Source organism: Nostoc sp. FACHB-133, assembly GCF_014698055.1.
Taxonomy (GTDB): Bacteria; Cyanobacteriota; Cyanobacteriia; order Cyanobacteriales; family Nostocaceae; genus Nostoc.
Genome location: NZ_JACJSH010000013.1, coordinates 48,793 through 65,940, shown reverse-complemented (window position 1 = coordinate 65,940; position 17,148 = coordinate 48,793). Strand labels below are relative to the sequence as shown.

The following is a 17,148-nucleotide window of genomic DNA, read 5'->3' as shown; positions in this document are numbered from 1 at the left end:
ATCACTTAGTATCATGCAACAGGCAAATAATAATGGCAATGGCGGATTTAGCCTTAGTGCGATCGCTATCCGCCAACACATTGGCACACTCATGCTCACTGTGGCAGTAATTGTCATTGGGATATTTTTTCTCACAACTATCCAAGTCGATCTTCTACCATCAATTACCTATCCACGAATTGGGGTTCGGCTAGAAGCCCCTGGTATTTCACCAGAAGTAGCAGTAGATGAAATCACCAGACCCTTAGAAGAAGCATTAGCAGCAACCGAGAATGTAGTGCAAGTTTTTTCCCGCACTCGTGAGGGACAGGTAAGTCTCGATTTATACTTTCAACCAGGGGGCAATATAGACCAAGCCCTAAATGATGCTACTGCTGCTTTTAACCGAGGTCGGGGACAACTACCAGATACCATAGAGGAACCGCGCTTATTTAAAGTCGATCCTTCCCAACTGCCAGTTTATGAATTGGCACTGACATCTGCTTCGTTACAAGGTAAAGATTTACGCGTATTTGCTGATGAAGAGTTAACGCGTGAACTCAGTGTCGTGCCAGGAGTAGCCTCAGTTGATGTATCTGGTGGTGCAGAAGAAGAAGTACGGGTACTTGTTGACTTAAACCGATTGCAAGCCTTGGGTGTGGGGTTAAATGATGTCTTAAATGAATTAACAGCCCGTAACCAAGATATTTCTGGTGGTCGGATTCTAGGGCAAAATTCCGAGCCATTGACTCGGACTGTCGGACGTTTCCAAAATGCCAAAGAAATTGAAAACCTCTCTGTAGAAGTTTCCTCCCCTGCTTCCTCTGCCTCCTCTGCTTCCACTGTCTCCCCTGCACCTTCGCGCCGTGTCTACTTGCGAGACTTTGCAGAGGTAATTGACGATACAGAAGACCAGCGAGTATTTGTTTACCTAAATCGTCAGCCAGCAGTAAAATTTTCAATTCAAAAGCAGCCTGAAGCGAACACAATCACAGTTGTAGATGCTGTTAAGCGGCGAATTGAACAATTACGGCAATCAGGTTTAATTCCAGCAGACATGACTCTGAGTCCCACCACAGATGAATCTGTCTTTATCCGCAATTCTTTAAATGATGTTATCTTTTCGGGGATTTCTGGGGCATTGTTAGCAGCAGCAGCAGTGTTGTTATTTTTGGGATCGTTCAGGCAAACATTTATTATCAGTTTAACGATTCCTCTGTGTACTCTAGCGGCGATCGCTATGATGAGGATATTTGGCTTGACTTTAAATGTGTTTAGTTTGGCAGGTTTGACATTAGGAGTCGGCCAAGCAATTGACACATCGGTTGTGATCCTAGAAAACATTTCCGAAAAAGCAGGGATGACTCCCAATCAGAGGGAGATGGAGGCAGGGGAGCAGAGGAGCAGCACTTCGGCTACGCTCAGTGACCGAGGAGCAGAGGGGAAGGGGAGAAATTCTAAATTCTTTATTGATAGTGCGATCGCAGCTTCCCAAGAAGTAGAATCTGCTTTAGTTGCTGCTACCGGCGCTAACTTAGTTTCTGTAGTGCCATTCCTCTTAATTGGTGGTTTTATTGCACTGCTATTTAATGAACTGATTCTGACAATTAGCTTCGCAGTCGCAGCTTCCCTTGTTGTCGCTATCACAGTAGTGCCGATGCTATCTTCTCGACTCTTGGGAATTCGCTGGTCTAGTCGAATCAGCGAATTTTGGCTGCTTAGACAGTTTAATCACCGATTTGAAGATGCTACGCGAGGATACAGTAACTTCTTAACCAAGGTTTTACGCTATCGGCTCCTTGTAGTAACTGCTGCTTTGGTAATTTTAGGCGGCAGTAGCTTCTTTATGTTTGGTCAAATTCCCCAAGAAATTTTACCCCGCATTAGTACCGGTCAAGCTAACTTGAGAGCGCAGTTTCCTCCTGGTACACCTTTAGCAACTTCTGAGAAAGTTATGCAAATTGTCGATGACATTTTGCTCAAACAACCAGAAACCGAGTCTGCTTTCACAACTGTGGGTGGTAATTTATTTGGTAGCAATACTACAGAAAATCCTTTACGTGCCAGTAGTACCATCAATCTAAAACCAGGCACAGATGTCGAAGCTTTTGTCAAAAAAGTAACTCAGGAATTTAACAAACTCAACTTAGCAGGAATTCTGCTACGCCTCAATCCTGGTCAGGTGCGGGGTTTAATCTTGAGTAATTCCCCAGTGCAAGGATCAGAGGTTGACGTGATTCTGCAAGGTGAGAATGAAGAAAACTTAACGCAAGCAGGCGCTCAAGTACTGCAAGCATTACAGGAAAAAGCAAAATTAGCAACATTCCGACCAGATGCCGACCCCCGACAACCGGAAATCCAAATTCGCCCCGACTGGGAAAGGGTTTCGGCTTTAGGATTGAGCGCTCAACAAATTGGTGCAACAGTTCAAACAGCAATTGAAGGTTCAGTTCCCACACAAATTCAACGCGGTAATCGTTTAGTTGATGTGCGGGTACAGCTAAATAAAGAAGCGATTCAGCGTCCTTCTCAGCTAGAGCAATTACCGCTATTTACAGAAAACAATCAGCTAATCCGCCTTTCAGACGTTGCGAACATTCAAGAAGGTCAAGCGCCTGGTGAGGTGCAACGGATTAATCAGCGCCAAGCTTTTATTGTGGCAGGCAACCTCAGCGAAGGAGCTAGTCTTGGTGAAGCGATCGCAGAAGTCAATGAGGTACTCAAGGATGTAGACTTACCTGATGGCGTTTCAATTGTGCCTAGTTCTGCTCAAGAAACTAATCAGCAACTTCAGGATGCTTTAAAGACGTTGGGGGCGTTGGCGACGTTCTTAATCTTTGTCGTTATGGCGGTACAATACAATTCGCTAATTGACCCATTGGTAATTATGTTCACCGTACCACTGGCATTAGCTGGGGGAATTTTTGGACTTTACATTACCCAAACTGCAATTGGCGCAACTGTAATTGTTGGTGTCGTCCTGCTGGTGGGAATTGTGGTGAACGCAGGGATTCTAATGGTAGAACTGGCGAACCAAATTCGGGATGAAATTGGTTGTACTCGCCAAATTGCGATCATGAAAGCTGCTCCTCAACGCTTGCGCCCAATTATCATGACTACAGTCACCACTATCTTGGGACTGTTTCCTTTGGCATTAGGCATTGGTGAAGGTTCTGAGTTTTTGCAACCTTTAGGGATTGTAGTTTTCTTTGGGATGGCGATCGCAACGATGCTGACATTATTTATCATCCCCTGTTTTTATATCCTACTGCACGATTTGCTTGGTGGGAATTGGGCAAAGCCAGTGTTAATCCGGTTACGTGGATTTACGAAAAAACTCATTTCCATCACGGATAGGGATTAAATTTTTTAACACCTTAGACAGTGAAATTTAAATTAACGCGATCTACCAACAAGTTTTTTCGTTGGCAGATCGCGTTAACGCGTTTTTTACATACATATATTGCAATACGGTTCAGTTAAGCATTTCTTCTTTCTCTTTACGTCCTTTGCGTCCTTGGCGGTTCGTTAAAAAATTTGACTTAACAAAGAGCTTTAGCCTTAACTGAACTTTATTCGCATATATCGTTTAATTTGTCAACCAATAACTTCTAATTTAGATTTTTGATAAAGATTGCGTGAAATTACTAGTTATTGTGATAAAGCATTACACGAATTGCTTTATAAATCAACATACGAGTATATGTAAACTCACTGAGCAGACACACACCAACCGCTATTTATCTAGCAAATAGATAGCAGTTCAAAAGTGAGGTTTTGCTGTTTGATTTAACTCACGCAATATAGCATTCTCTCAATCAATATGAAGAGGACAGAAATATGACTACAACCGTAACCAAATTAGCCTTGTCTCTTCTAGGAGCAGCAGGAATTAGTTTTTTATCTTTGACACCAGCGAGAGCCGTTATTTTGGTAGAACCCATTGTAACGAGTGTGAATGAAGATATATTCAACACGAAAAAGCCAAGAATTCTTACAGATTTTCAACCAGGACAAGTAATAGAATATGGTGTTCCAGATGTAGCTAATAACTTTCTAAATAACACCGGATACGATATCGAAAGCTTAGTCTTTGATTTAAAAACGCTGTCCTATACTAATCCCGATTCGACTCCAGCATTTGATAATGAGCCTGTAGAGTGGGGAGATGTAAATGGAGATGGAAAGATTGGTTTATCTAATAACCCCGATCTAAAGGATATTTTTACAGACATTAACATCAGTGGTACTACTATCACTTTTAGTGGTGGCGTAATCCGAAACGGAAGCATTTTTTACAATCCCTTCGCTACACTACCAAATCTAGCACCCGGTGCTGGAATCATTCCACCAATACCAGCAGAGCAAACAGATAAAGATGGGCCTATTAGAGTCGCATCTTATTACACCGCCATTCCTGAATCAACTAACGTTTTGGGTGTATTAGTCCTTGGTGCTGTAAGTGTAGCTTTAAAATTAAAGCGATCGCTACACTATTAACACTTTCTATAATTCTCTATGACTGGGAGTTGGGCATGAGGCGACAAGAGGAATAATCAATTCTTAATTCCTAATGCCCAATTCCCAATGCCCCATTCCCCTTACTTTGTAATTAACTCACGATACACAGCCAGTGTTTCTTGATGAACGCGGGCAACACTTAACCACTGTAGGTTTTGATTTGCCCGATTTTTCCACTCATGCAGCATATCGGCATTACTCAGTAATTGCACTAAAACCCCAGCTAAAGCATTACTATCTTTTGCTGGCACTAAAAGACCTGCTTGCCCATTATCCAAAGCTTCAGGAATCCCATCTACTTGAGTACCAACGATCGCAGTTCCAGCTTCCCTAGCTTCCGAAAGTACTAGAGGACAAGGATCGCGATGAGAAGCCAACACAAATATGTCACAAGATATCAGGTAGCGTTGAGGTTGCGGCTGGAAGCCTTCAAAATGAATCCGTTCTTTTACAGAAGTTGCTTGTGCTTGTGCCTCAAATAGCTGTTTATCAGGGCCATTTCCTACCAAATAAAGATGCGCTTGGGGAAAATCTGAGGCAATTTGTTCAAAAGCAGCGATTAACTCAGCGATACCTTTGCGTTGATACATACCGGCTACAGTAGCGATCGCTGGACGTTGTAACCCTAAAGGTTGATAATCTTGTATTTGCCGGGTGCGGGGGCTGCCCAAAGTTCCATTGCATACTACCCGCAACTTGTTTTCTGGGATACCGCGTTTTGCCATAGAATCTCGCACCGCCTTGCTAACGGCAATTACTCTATCAGCTAAACCCATCAGCAGACTGGAACGCTGAAATTCATTGTGGACTGTGGAAACTAAAGTATATTTATTTCCTTGAAAAATGCGTGCTAAAATTACCCCCGTCATCATGTGAGCATGAACGATATCCGGCTGAAATTCTGCTGCGATCGCCCGGTAACGCACAGCCGCTTTGATAATACTGTTCGGTTTTCTAGTTTGGTCTAGTTGGTAGTGTTTGACACCACTGATATTTAGTAATTTCTCATATTCACCACCAGCAGAAATAACCGCTACCTCATAACCAGATTTTGCCTGTAAACAAGCCAGATCCACTGCCACATTCACAATACCGTTACCTATTTCTTGAACGTGGTTCAAAATATGTATAATTCGCATAATCTTTGAGATATGTATAAAATTAAGATAAGTAACTGGGAGTAAATCAATATAATTATTGATGTCTTCAGCGACGACTCAAGAGTAATTAGTAGTGCATAAAATTGACCACTTGCTACTGAATCAGAACGCTTCTAACGAGTTACTTAGCTTAAAGACTTATTCAGTAACGGCTCGATAAATCTGGGTAAAACTCCAAAATTCTCAAGACTAAATCTGCTATTTCATTCTCTATAGTCTTATTTTCGATTCCGCCGATAGCGACGACAGCTATACATACTATGTTTCGAAGGAACTCAGCACGAATGGTAAGCTGTCCCACATTGAACTTGAACTTCCATCATTAGGGCGCTGATGTTGCCCACCCGACAAGAGTTATGTTTAGTTTTGTTTAGATGTTCTCTAGCTTAGTGACTTTAGCAATTTAGTAAAACTATATACTTGTATTGCTTTACAAAAGCAGCAACTTGCGTGACGATAAGAAAGAAATTAATAGTAAAAATAATTTCCTATTACTGTTATTAATTGTGTGAAAACTCGTAATGACAAGGCTTCAGTCAGTTTGAGTTGATCTCATAACCTTAAACCTTAGCTTGAAGTAAAAAAAAATGGCAACGCTACGTACTCCATACTTCCAAGTAAATTCCTTAATTCCCATACATTACACACGCAGCTTGGTCTTTATCGACATGGCTGTGAAAGACTATCAGAGTTTAGTCAAAGGTGTTATTTCCAACACTGATGTGTTCGTAATCGATCCAACACAGAACGGTGTTGAGCAAATTACTGAGATTTTGGCAACTCGTGCTAACCAGAATCTTAGCAGCATTCATATTGTTTGCCACGGTGTTCCTGGTAGCTTGCAACTGGGTAACACCCGCTTGGGACTTGATACCCTTGATGAATATAGTCAGCAACTACAACAGTGGCAGAAGATATTTACCGCCTCATCAAAAACCGTTGGGTTATCGGTTGAATCTGCTACAAAATCTCCAGCTAAATTACTCATCTATGGTTGTAACGTAGCTAACGGTGATGCGGGGGCAGAATTTATTGCCAAACTGCACCAACTTACAGGAGCCAATATTGCCGCTTCCCGTCAGCTTACAGGCAATGCAGCACTAGGCGGTAATTGGGATTTGGAAGTCCGCACCGGTGATATGGAAGTAACTTTAGCGTTTACAGAAACGGCGCGGGAAGCTTATGCAGGAGTCCTGGCAACCTTTACGGTAGATAGTACCGGGGATGCAGATGATGGCAATCCGAATAATCATGTCACTACTTTACGGGAGGCTATTAACTTAGCTAATGCTACTGCTGGGGATGATACTATCGCCTTTGGGAAAATCTTTACTGATGCTACCCCAGATGTAATAACCCTCACCTCTGGAAAACTAACCATTACCGATGATGTTACTATCCTGGGAACTGGCGCATCCAAACTTACTGTGAGTGGGAATAATGCCTCCAGAGTATTCGAGATATCGGGAACAGCGACAGGTGTTAGTATTGATGGTTTGGCGATCGCTAGCGGCGGTATTCAAGTCAATTCAAATTCTATCCTCAGCCTGACAAGAAGCAGTGTTTCTGGCAATACAGAGGAAAGCGGCATCTCTAATAACGGCATCCTCAGTCTGACGGGAAGTAGTATCTTTGGTAATACCAAAGGCGGAATCTATAACGGTGGCATCCTCAGCCTGATAGGAAGTCGTGTCTTTGGCAATACGGGTGATTTAGGCGGTGGCATCTATAATGACGGTTCCAACGCAAACATTGGTAATCTCAACCTCACAGCAAGTACTGTCTCTGGCAATACAGCAAACTATGGTGGCGGCATCTACAACAAAGGCGGTACTCTCAACCTAACGGCAAGTACTGTCTTTGGCAATAAGGCAAACTACAACGGCGGTGGTGTCGTTAACGCAGATGATGGTACTTATTTTGGTGGTTCAGCTACTCTAACTAACAGCACCATTTCAGGCAATAAAGCCAATGACGAAGGCGGTGGTATATTTAATGGCGGCAGCTACACAAATACCGACAATCTCACTCTAATCAACACCACAATTACTAACAACACAGCCGACTCAGATAGCAATGGTGTTGGTAATGGTGGGGGTGTTGCCAGCTATGGTAGTCCCATGAAAGTTAGTAACACCATCATTGTAGACAACTTTGATAAGTCCCCTGCCGATGATATACAACCTGACGTATCCGGTAGCGTCACCGACTTTGGCAATAACTTGATTGGCGATGCTACTGGTAGTATTGGCTTTACCACCAGCACTCTCATTGGCACAACCGCCACCCCCATTGACCCAAAACTCAGTTCGCTGCAAAATAACGGTGGTGCAACTTTTACTCACGCCTTACTTGCAGATAGCCCCGCTCTTAATGCTGGCAATAATTCCCTAGTTCCTCCTGGTGTAACTACTGATCAAAGAAGCGCAGGATTTGACAGGATATCCGGCGTTGCAGTTGATATTGGTGCTTATGAAGTCCAGCCTAGTATAATTACGCCACCTGATAATCCCAATCCCCTCGTCCCTACCATCAGCATCATCGCAACTGATAACATTGCCGATGAAAACAGTGGGAATATTGGTAGTTACCGCGTTAGCCGCAGTAACAGCAGTGGGGCATTAACAGTCAACTTCTCTGCCAATGGCAATGCGAGTATTGCAGACTACAACCTAAGTGTGGGTGGCAAACCTGTCAGTGGCAACAGTATCGTGATTGCTAATGGGCAAAGCTATGTAGATATCACTTTGACACCTGTCAACGATATTCAGGCAGAAGCGGTGGAAAATCTGACTCTCAACTTGGCAGCAGATTCGGCTTACCAAATCGATAACGTGAATTATACCGCCACAGTAGCGATCGCAGCCAATGATTTAGTCGTCACTAATACCAACGATTCTGGAGATGGGTCGTTGCGGCAAGCTATCCTCAATGCTAATGCTACTGCTGGGGCAGATATTATTACCTTTGCAGGAGTTTTTGGTGATGCCACTCCAGATATCATCACCCTCACCACCGGCAAACTAACAATTACCGATGATATTACCCTTTTGGGCACTGGGGCAGCAAACCTCACCGTGAGTGGAAATAATGCCTTTGGCGTGTTTGAAATATCAGGAACAGGGACAGATGCCAACATTGATGGCTTGAAGATTGCTAATGCTAACGATGCGTTTGGCAGTATTTTGGTTAATAACAATACTAGTCTCAACTTGACAGGAAGCATCGTCTCTGGAAACAAGGGAACAGTAGGCGGCATCTTTAACAAAGGTACTCTCAGCCTCACTAACAGCACTGTCTCTAATAACAGTGGGTCATCCTTCGGCGGAGGCATATTTAACAAAGGCAACCTCAGCATTACTAAAAGTATTGTCTCTGGTAATAGTGCATCTATCAGTTTCTCCTCAGCCTTCGGTGGTGGCATATTCAACATAGGTACTCTCAGCATAACGGGAAGCACTATCTCTGGTAATGGGGCTTTTGCCAGTGGTCTTAATCGCGGTGGGCCTGACCCTTACCCGTCCTACGGTGGCGGCATCTTTAACTCTGGCAGTGTCAGCTTGAGTAATACTACTATCTCTGGTAATTCAGCACTCTCTGGAGGTGGCATATCTAATTCAGGTATCCTTAACATCACCAGCAGTACTGTCTCTGGCAATAAGGCAAGTGGAGGGAACGGCGGCGGCATCTCTAGCTCAGGCATCCTCAATCTGAACAGCACCACGATTACTAATAACACCGCAGAAGACCTTTACAACTGGGGGGGCGGCACTGGTGGAGGTGTTTCTGGTGGCGGGACTATCAACGTTGGGAACACCATTATTGCAGGCAACTTCAACAATAGGAATCTTTATGGCGGTGATATCAACCCCGACGTTTCCGGCGACTTCATCGATGACGGTAATAACCTGATTGGAGATAACACTGGTAGCACTGGTTTTACTAGCAGCAGTAGCAGTATCGTTGGCAACAGCACCAACCCAATCGATCCGAAACTTAGCCCATTGCAAAATAACGGTGGTACAACCCTTACCCATGCCTTATTTGAAGATAGTCCCGCCATTAATGCTGGTAACAATGCCCTGATTCCGGCAGGTATTATAACAGACCAGCGCGGCATCGGATTTGACAGAATATCTGAGGCTAAAGTTGATATTGGTGCATTAGAGTTCAACGGTTTGATTGGAACTAGTGGCGCTGATAATCTAGTGGGCAACAACTACGCTGACATAATTTATGCTAAAGCTGGGAACGACATTATTGCAGGTAATCAAGGCAACGATATCCTAACTGGTGGCGGTGGCAAGGATAAATTTGTTTACAACTTAGGTGACGGCGTTGATACCATTACCGATTTCGATGGGTTAGGTAAAGGCTCAAATCCGTCAGCAGCAATCATTGGCCAATTGGATACCCTGAAATTTCAAGGGGCTGGATTGACTGCCCGAAATTTACTACTCACCCAGAATAGTAACAATCTGGAAATCACCTTTGAAGGAGTAGGTGATGACAAAGTTATTCTGCAAAACTTTCCCCTAGAAAACTTAGACAATCTCTCCAGTATTGGCAATATCCTGTTTGATGGGCAAACCAAAATTCGTGACAGCTTTGATGTCTTTAATGCCAACTCTACCCAAAGCACCATCTTCAACAAAAATACAGTTACCTTTTTTAATGACCTAAACAACAATGTCAATGGCTTTGACAACTCAGCTGATGTTATTAATGGTCAAGGGGGAAATGACCGCATTGATGGCAAGAGTGGCAACGACCTACTACGGGGTGGTGAAGGTAACGACACCCTGCTTGGCAGTCTAGGTAATGATAGCCTTCTCGGTGGTGCTGGAAAAGATAGCCTTCTTGGTGGTGCTGGCAATGATATTCTTATTGGTGGTTCAGGTAGCGATACCTTGACTGGCGGGAGCGGTTATGACCAGTTCATCTACCAAACCTTGAACGATTCCGATGATACAATCACTGACTTTGATCCGAGCCAGGATAAGTTAGTCTTCACTGACCTGTTTAAGAGTCGGGGCTACAGTAGCAGCAACCCCATCTTAGATGGCAATCTCCAATTTGTGCAATCGGGTACTTTTACATTAGTTCAAGTCCTTGGTTATTATTCTTTTTACACCTTCGCAACTTTAGATAATTTCACAGCGACAAATCTAGTAGTTGGTGGTAATGTTTTTGTCTAGCACTCAGATTTAGCATATTATGGCGGGAATACACTTTTACCGGACACCATAACCAGGGACTTCCGGTAAAAACATATACCATCGTGGTAGCGTGGCAAGACTAAAATAGTGCATTGGACGTAAGCTGTTAAGCATTTAATTTGCACATTGAGATCGCAGGGGACAGGGAGCAAGGGAGAGGGTTTGCAGCCGTGCTAGTAGGTTAGGTGGAGTGAAACGCAACCCAACATTACCACCTTATTTATGTTGGGTTACGCGATCGCTGCACCCAACCTGCATCCTAGATTGGCTATCGCTCAGACTCTTGCACAAGTGTTAAAGTCCAAAGTTTTTTCACCACCGCCAAGGTTATATAAGCGTTACTCTAAGAAGAAGTGCGAATTGTGCTAAATAAAAAGTATTTTTTAGGGATTTCTAGGAAACTAGTAAATAACTATATAATGAAAAACTTTCAGGAGGAGCGGTAGTGAGCCTACAAACTCTCGTTGACCAAGCCACCATCCCCCCAGATTCAGGGTCTGTAGCATCTAGTCCCTTTGATGCAGATAGCTTCAATGAAGCTGTCATGTCTACCTATGGTCGGTTTCCTTTAGCTCTAGAACGGGGTGCTGGATGCCGGGTTTGGGATACACAGGGGCGAGAATATCTGGACTTTGTAGCGGGAATTGCCACTTGCACTTTGGGACACGCCCACCCAGTTATGGTAGAAGCGGTAACACGCCAAATTCAGAAGCTGCACCATGTCTCTAATTTGTACTATATTCCTGAACAAGGTGAATTGGCAAAATGGCTTGTTGAACATTCTTGTGCCGATCGCGTATTTTTCTGCAACTCTGGAGCTGAAGCTAACGAAGCTGCAATTAAACTGGCACGAAAATATGCCCACACAGTATTAGACATTGAAAAACCAATTATTTTAACCGCCAATGCCAGTTTCCACGGGCGGACTTTGGCCACCATTACCGCTACAGGACAACCGAAATATCAAAAGTATTTTGATCCTTTGGTTCCTGGGTTCTACTACGTAAATTACAACGATATTAACGCTGTGGAAGTGGCGATTAGCGAGTTGGATGAAGGTGATTACCGAGTAGCAGCAATTCTGATTGAGCCATTGCAGGGAGAAGGCGGTGTGCGTCCGGGAGATGTTGCTTATTTTAAAAAGCTCCGGCAGATTTGCGATGAAACTGGTATTTTATTGATTTTTGACGAAGTGCAAGTTGGTATGGGGCGCAGTGGCAAATTATGGGCTTACGAACATCTTGGCGTTGAGCCGGATATCTTCACCAGTGCCAAAGGCTTAGGTGGCGGTATCCCCATCGGTGCAATGATGAGCAAGAAATTCTGCGATGTTTTTCAGCCAGGGGAACACGCCAGCACCTTTGGCGGCAATCCTTTTGTGTGTGGTGTAGCACTCAGTGTTTGCCAGACATTGGAACGGGAAAATATTTTGCAGAATGTGCAAGACAGGGGTGAACAGTTGCGATCTGGGTTGAGAGCGATCGCAGCGAAATATCCTCAGCACATTAGCGAAGTTCGGGGTTGGGGTTTAATCAACGGTTTGGAGTTGCGAGCCGATATCCAATTAACCGCAGCAGATATTGTCAACGCTGCCATCAAAGAGGGTGTATTACTAGTACCAGCCGGGCCAAAAGTAGTCCGGTTTGTGCCACCGCTAATTGTCACAGAGGCGGAAGTAAACACTGCCTTGCAAGCTGTAGACAAGGCGATCGCGGTTCTCACCAAATAGAATATTGTTTGTTTTGTGTAGAGACGTTGCAATGCAACGTCTCTTTTTCATTCTGGGGAAATTTCCCGATAAGCTTGTCGGCACTGCTCATAATTGTCTGGCAAAATCTCGGCATTCCCAAAACATAATTGCTCGTGAGTGGTAATTAAAGTTTCATAAGGCTGTATGGGAGTCACAGCCGATCGCAGCAATTGCAGATATTCTCCATCTGTACGGCTGAGTTTGTGGGGTGCGATCGCTTTTTGATGCAACTGCTGCAACATTGCTAAATAGACACAACGGCAAGCCTCACGGTAGTTACCTTGACGATAAAATTCTTGCGATCGCTCCAACAAAAGTGCTGTAGATGCCTCACTAGAGCGAGTTTTTGCACGAAAATCAGTCAGGTTGCCACTTCTATTCAGCCAAGAATATACATAAGGGCTGAATTCCCGCCATAATTGCCAACCCACCCAAACTACAAATAAGCCAATTACCAGCCAAAACAGAAATTTCAGCAACTCACCTAACCAAGGGCTAATCGACCATCCATTAGGCAATTCTGGTAGAGTTTTCTCAAAGCGGTAAAACTGGTATTCCCACCATTCTCCCGCTTGTTGTTGAAATTGGGAAAGCTGCCAACTCCAGCTAGTTTTTTCAAAAGTATCTGTAGGCATAGAGGGGATGAGGGAGCAGAGGGAGCAGGGGAGGCAGGGGGAGCAGGGGGAGAATTCGTAACTCCTAACTCTTCACTCATCACTCAGCACTCGGAACTGTTTTGCCCAATGACTAATGACTAATTACTCTTGACTCCTTTTTTATCATTATCCAGCCGATAACAACAAGTAGCGCACCGAATGCCAGAAATCCTAGATCCCAAGCTAACTCATTTGGGCCTGGTTTCACATGATGAACACCGAGAATTTGGTGGTCAATTAAACCTTCAACCAAGTCGAACAACCCACTGCCAATCAGTATTGATCCAATAAAGGTCTGTGATGACCAAGGAACATCATCACGCCGTCCAGCACGCCATAGTAACACAAGTCCAGTCGCGGTGAATATCCAATCTAAGGTATGAAAGAACCCATCCCACACCATGTTCAAATCGATATTCGCTCTGTTTGTCAGAGGTCGAATGTTACTAAGCATGTGATGCCACTGGAGGATCTGATGCAGTAAAATTCCATCAATAAACCCCCCAAGACCCACACCAAGAAAAATCCCAGCAGTAATTAATGGTGCGCGTCGGTTGATGGTTCCACTTTTTGCCTCCATTGTCAACCTCATAGATAGGCTTTTTCACCAAAATACAACTCTTTTGGCAAAAATATCTTCTATCTTGAGGCAAGTAGGATCTTGAAGGAGGCAGGAGGGCAATATTCTTCTCTTTTGAAAAATTAATTAATCTTCAACTTTTATTTGCATACCAGCTTTCACTGGGTCGAAATCTTGGGGAAAATGGGTGCTGCGATCGTAGTCTGCTTTTTCCAGCTTTGCTCCTTTGAGATCGGCTTGGCGAAGATTCGCTGACATCAACAATGCTCCCCTAAGATCGGCATCCCTCAAATTAGCTTGTTCGAGATCGGCGAAACTCAGGTCGGTTCCCCTGAGATTAGCGCCACTTAGGTTAGCTTCACTCAAGTCAGCATAACTCAGGTCACATCCTTTCAAGTTAATGCCTTGCAAATCGGCATCACCCAGTTCTGCTTTACTAAAGTCCCGTTTTCCTGCTGCATAACTCTCCACAAGAGTAGCGGCAGTATTTATGGGCTGTTGGGAATTAACTTCAGGCATATAACAGCCTCACAGGTTGTCTGGTTATTAATATTAATAAGGATTACATCACAAAAAACGTCTAACTAGACAATTGAGATAGCAAATTTTTGAAACCTATCTTGCTTGAGGTGTGGTTCAACTGGCTAGTTACTCAAAATTTTCTTCTTTTGACTATATTTTTTGTAAAAAATATTTTATATTATGTCCATCTGATTACTTACTAAACCGACAAAAAGCCGCCTTGCTAAAGCTATACTTTGTATCTACTCCCTTTGCTCTGTATAGAAATAGCAGATTAGAGGCTCTGACTCTAGTGATACATTTAGCCAGAGCCTCAATGAATGCATTCCCATACGGTGTATGGGAAGGGAACGAGCAAAGCCTCATCAAGCTAGATTTTTATTACTTGTGTAGACACCGTAGGCTAAGGGGAAGGGTGAAATGACTGTGGGAATTGTAACTAATTACCCAGACTTGATATCATACTAAGAATTTTCTGCTTACTTACTTGAAATTACTGCAAATCTACATGTAACATCCAGATGTGCTAAATATGGTCAAAGCGGAAATGACTATCAATTCAAGATAAAGGATGAAAATTTTCCCACTTCACCCTTTCTAAATGTAATACATGAGTTCCTTCTGCTTTCTTAGCGATCTTCGTTCACAAAGGTCTTGGAGTGTATATTTTTCCAAAACGGAGTTAGCAGCTTGACGTGCTTCCTGCCAGACTTCTTGAATTAGCTCACCTTCTACCGTGTTGGGAGTCGGCTCAGAATCAGATACAACAATATCTGACCCCTCCATGCAGCTAAAAGCATCTAACACTGTAATCTTTCCAGGGTCTCGTGCCAAAACATAGCCACCTTTGGCTCCGCGTATACTCTTAATTAAACCTCCACGTCTTAATGTTGCCAGAAGTTGTTCCAAATAGCGGTTTGGTATATCTTGTAAGACCGCTATTTCTCGAATTTGCAGCGCTTCACCCTTAGGGTAGCAGGTTGCTAACTCTAACAGGGCTAGAAGTGCGTATTCTGATTTGTTAGAGATTACCACAGGCGTAATATTTTAAACTCACACTTAAATATACAAATTCCTTGAGTTTGTTTCCCTAAGCTATTGTTAAGAAAAACTTTACAATCAACTAATTGTTGACCGGCTAACTCTACTTTAAAGACCTTTTAGTATAGAAGCAATTATTTTTTGTTTTGAATTCGATAAATAAAAGTGATTGATTATTGTACGGTCTTCCTCGGTTTAAAGTGACTCAAAAACTTAGTATATCTAGCTTGAAACCCAATGTTGTCAGAGTTTGTTAGCCTGAAATTGAAGGTCTACGCATCCATTGGAAGGCAAGAACATTCAATAGTAAACCAATAAGAAATAAAAAGAAGCATTAGTGCAAGCCACTATACATGCAAATCTCTCGAAAATGGCAGGATGACTGTAAAGGTAGTTCCTGCATCGATCGCACTTTCGACAATAATCTCGCCGCCATGTAAATCTACAGCCTGCTTGACGATGGACATCCCTAATCCCATTCCTGGGATATTACCTGTATTACTGGCGCGATGGAAGGGTTCAAATATATGTTCAATGTCAGCAGGAGGAATGCCAATACCAGAGTCTTGAGTCTGGAATATAGCTCGCTCGTTGGCAGTGGTTACAGAAAAAGTAACTGTGCTACCAATGGGAGAGTATTTTAGACAATTCGAGAATAAATTACTCAAGATTTGTCGCAGTAGTTTTGCGTCTAGGTTAGCTGTGGTACATTGGCACTCACTGCTAAAAACGATCGCATGTTGGGAGTGATCGCTCTGTTCTAATTCTTCTAATAAATCGCGGCAAAATTCCACCAAATTTAAGGGTGTTGGATTAAATTCTAACTTGCCTGTTTCATCCTGATTCAGCACCAATAAATCATTCAGTAACTGGGTTATATGCATAACAGATGTTTGAATGCGACGTAGATGAATCTGTTGGCGCTCGTCGCTCCATAGATGGCGATAATGTTCTAGTAGTTCCGCCGAAGAGTGGATGGTAGCCAAAGGGTTGCGAAACTCATGAGAGGCGGTGGTGAGCAACCGAGATTTAAGTTCACTAAACTCTCTTTCTTTGGCAAGTGCTTGTCGCATCGCCTCTTCTGCCCATTGCAGCTTGGCTTGAATGCGCTTGCTTTCGCTAATATCGCGCAATAGCCAACGCAGACCAACTAAGTTACCTTGTTGATTACGGATAGCAGCCACCTTCATTGCAGCAACAATGGGTGTTTTGTTACGTGGCCGCAGATTTACTTCCCACTCTTGCATTTTCCAGTCTGGAATTTCGGAGCGATCGCTCAGATGAGTCAGTTTCAAATGAAAAGCAATCAGTTCTTTCTCAAGTACAAAAATTCCTAAAGGTTTGCCCAACAGGAAATTCTTTAAGATGTTCAACATATTCTGGGCGGCAGAATTAGCTTCCTGAATTACTCCTCTTGGATCAGTTACCAAATAGGCATCTGGTACTTCCTCAAACAATTCTTGGTAGCGTTGACCTTGTGCTATTAACGACTGTTGAGCGTAGAATAATTCTTCATTCTGTTGCTGTAAGTCTTCATTAGCTATTTGCATTTCTTCCAGAGCTAGGTAGAGTTCCTTGAATACATCTGTGATTAATTCAATCTCTTCCTCTGCTTTTTGCTGTTCACTCTGGCGTTGCAAAAGGGCGACGCGCTTACGCATAAGCTGTATCTGTAAGGCTAAATCGTCCAAATTCACGCTTTTACTCCTAATTTGGAACT

Annotated in this window: 10 protein-coding genes; 4 read left to right on the top strand and 6 right to left on the bottom strand. The window is 43.3% G+C overall.

Going from position 1 to position 17,148, the window contains the following annotated elements:
- The first annotated feature begins 13 nt into the window (after positions 1-13).
- Together H6G86_RS13095 and H6G86_RS13090 are read left to right on the top strand one after the other, a co-directional pair.
- Positions 14-3,343: an efflux RND transporter permease subunit gene (locus H6G86_RS13095; RefSeq protein WP_190934695.1), complete on the top strand. Its 3,330-nt coding sequence runs from the start codon at positions 14-16 to the stop codon at positions 3,341-3,343.
- 476 nt (positions 3,344-3,819) lie between these two features.
- Positions 3,820-4,479 carry a hypothetical protein gene (locus tag H6G86_RS13090; protein WP_190934694.1) on the top strand — a complete coding sequence of 220 codons (660 nt, stop codon included), beginning with the start codon at positions 3,820-3,822 and terminating at the stop codon, positions 4,477-4,479.
- Between the two features lie 101 nt (positions 4,480-4,580).
- Here the strand turns inward: H6G86_RS13090 and H6G86_RS13085 are convergent, their stop codons facing one another.
- Positions 4,581-5,639 (bottom strand): glycosyltransferase family 4 protein, encoded by a 1,059-nt coding sequence (locus H6G86_RS13085; RefSeq protein WP_190934693.1) that lies wholly within the window; start codon positions 5,637-5,639, stop codon positions 4,581-4,583.
- A gap of 608 nt (positions 5,640-6,247) precedes the next feature.
- Between H6G86_RS13085 and H6G86_RS13080 the strand changes: the two genes are divergently transcribed.
- Both H6G86_RS13080 and H6G86_RS13075 read left to right on the top strand, forming a co-directional pair.
- Entirely contained in the window at positions 6,248-10,858 is a 4,611-nt protein-coding gene (locus H6G86_RS13080) for a DUF4347 domain-containing protein (RefSeq protein WP_190934692.1), read from the top strand.
- 466 nt (positions 10,859-11,324) lie between these two features.
- Positions 11,325-12,608 (top strand): aspartate aminotransferase family protein, encoded by a 1,284-nt coding sequence (locus tag H6G86_RS13075; protein ID WP_190934691.1) that lies wholly within the window; start codon positions 11,325-11,327, stop codon positions 12,606-12,608.
- A 47-nt stretch (positions 12,609-12,655) separates the two neighbouring features.
- On the opposite strand, the gene H6G86_RS13070 is transcribed toward H6G86_RS13075, so the two are convergent.
- From H6G86_RS13070 to H6G86_RS13050, 5 genes are all read right to left on the bottom strand, one after another.
- Positions 12,656-13,264 (bottom strand): DUF4129 domain-containing protein, encoded by a 609-nt coding sequence (locus H6G86_RS13070; RefSeq protein ID WP_190934690.1) that lies wholly within the window; start codon positions 13,262-13,264, stop codon positions 12,656-12,658.
- A gap of 112 nt (positions 13,265-13,376) precedes the next feature.
- Complete coding sequence (locus H6G86_RS13065; protein ID WP_190934689.1) at positions 13,377-13,865, bottom strand: DUF2243 domain-containing protein; 489 nt, start codon at positions 13,863-13,865, stop codon at positions 13,377-13,379.
- A 126-nt stretch (positions 13,866-13,991) separates the two neighbouring features.
- Positions 13,992-14,384: an Alr5209 family pentapeptide repeat protein gene (locus H6G86_RS13060; RefSeq protein ID WP_190934688.1), complete on the bottom strand. Its 393-nt coding sequence runs from the start codon at positions 14,382-14,384 to the stop codon at positions 13,992-13,994.
- Positions 14,385-14,984: 600 nt separating this feature from the next.
- Positions 14,985-15,422: an RrF2 family transcriptional regulator gene (locus tag H6G86_RS13055; protein WP_012411254.1), complete on the bottom strand. Its 438-nt coding sequence runs from the start codon at positions 15,420-15,422 to the stop codon at positions 14,985-14,987.
- Positions 15,423-15,775: 353 nt separating this feature from the next.
- Complete coding sequence (locus H6G86_RS13050) at positions 15,776-17,125, bottom strand: PAS domain-containing sensor histidine kinase (protein ID WP_190934687.1); 1,350 nt, start codon at positions 17,123-17,125, stop codon at positions 15,776-15,778.
- Between the last annotated feature and the right edge of the window lie 23 nt (positions 17,126-17,148).

Bases quoted from the DNA above. Each gene is read 5' to 3' on its own strand.
- H6G86_RS13070 (WP_190934690.1), bottom strand. From the start codon at position 13,264: ATGCCTACAGATACTTTTGAAAAAACTAGCTGGAGTTGGCAGCTTTCC.
- H6G86_RS13080 (WP_190934692.1), top strand. From the start codon at position 6,248: ATGGCAACGCTACGTACTCCATACTTCCAAGTAAATTCCTTAATTCCC.
- H6G86_RS13060 (WP_190934688.1), bottom strand. From the start codon at position 14,384: ATGCCTGAAGTTAATTCCCAACAGCCCATAAATACTGCCGCTACTCTT.
- H6G86_RS13095 (WP_190934695.1), top strand. From the start codon at position 14: ATGCAACAGGCAAATAATAATGGCAATGGCGGATTTAGCCTTAGTGCG.
- H6G86_RS13065 (WP_190934689.1), bottom strand. From the start codon at position 13,865: ATGGAGGCAAAAAGTGGAACCATCAACCGACGCGCACCATTAATTACT.
- H6G86_RS13085 (WP_190934693.1), bottom strand. From the start codon at position 5,639: ATGCGAATTATACATATTTTGAACCACGTTCAAGAAATAGGTAACGGT.
- H6G86_RS13090 (WP_190934694.1), top strand. From the start codon at position 3,820: ATGACTACAACCGTAACCAAATTAGCCTTGTCTCTTCTAGGAGCAGCA.